Origin of the sequence: Roseateles chitinivorans (assembly GCF_002761755.1) — a bacterium.
GTDB classification, from domain to species: domain Bacteria; phylum Pseudomonadota; class Gammaproteobacteria; order Burkholderiales; family Burkholderiaceae_C; genus Roseateles; species Roseateles chitinivorans.
This window is the reverse complement of the sequence record NZ_PEOG01000250.1, coordinates 1-410: the sequence shown is the minus strand read 5'-3', so window position 1 is coordinate 410 and position 410 is coordinate 1. Positions and strand designations below refer to the sequence as shown.

The window sequence follows — 410 nt, the reverse complement described above, 5'->3', positions numbered from 1 at the left end:
GCTGGTGGACAACATTCACCGCACCCGAGCGCAGTTGGACGTTCCGCTGGCGGTGGAGAACATCGCCTCGTTCGTGGAGTGGCCGGAATCCGACCTCACCGAATCGGAGTTCCTCACCGAACTGGTGGACCGCACCGGTGTGCTGTTGGTGCTCGATGTGGCGAACGTGTACGCCAACGCACGCAACCGTGGCCGTGATCCACTGCGCGAACTCACCAGACTTCCAGTGGAGCAGGTGGCGTACAGCCACGTCGCCGGCGGGCGAGACGGGGCGGACTTCTATCACGACACCCACGCCGCGCGGACACCACCGGAGGTCCTGGACCTCGTGACAGCGTTGCGGGAGCGGGTCGACACGCCGTTCATGCTCGAACGAGACGGCCGCTTCCCGCCGGCCGACGAATTGTTCG

General features: G+C 65.6%; 1 protein-coding gene. It reads left to right on the top strand.

What is annotated here, in order from left to right; all coding sequences use genetic code 11:
* Nucleotides 1–34: 34 nt before the first annotated feature.
* Nucleotides 35–410, top strand: a 376-nt coding sequence (locus CS062_RS25605) for a multinuclear nonheme iron-dependent oxidase (RefSeq protein WP_199174393.1), incomplete at its 3' end; no start/stop codon positions are given.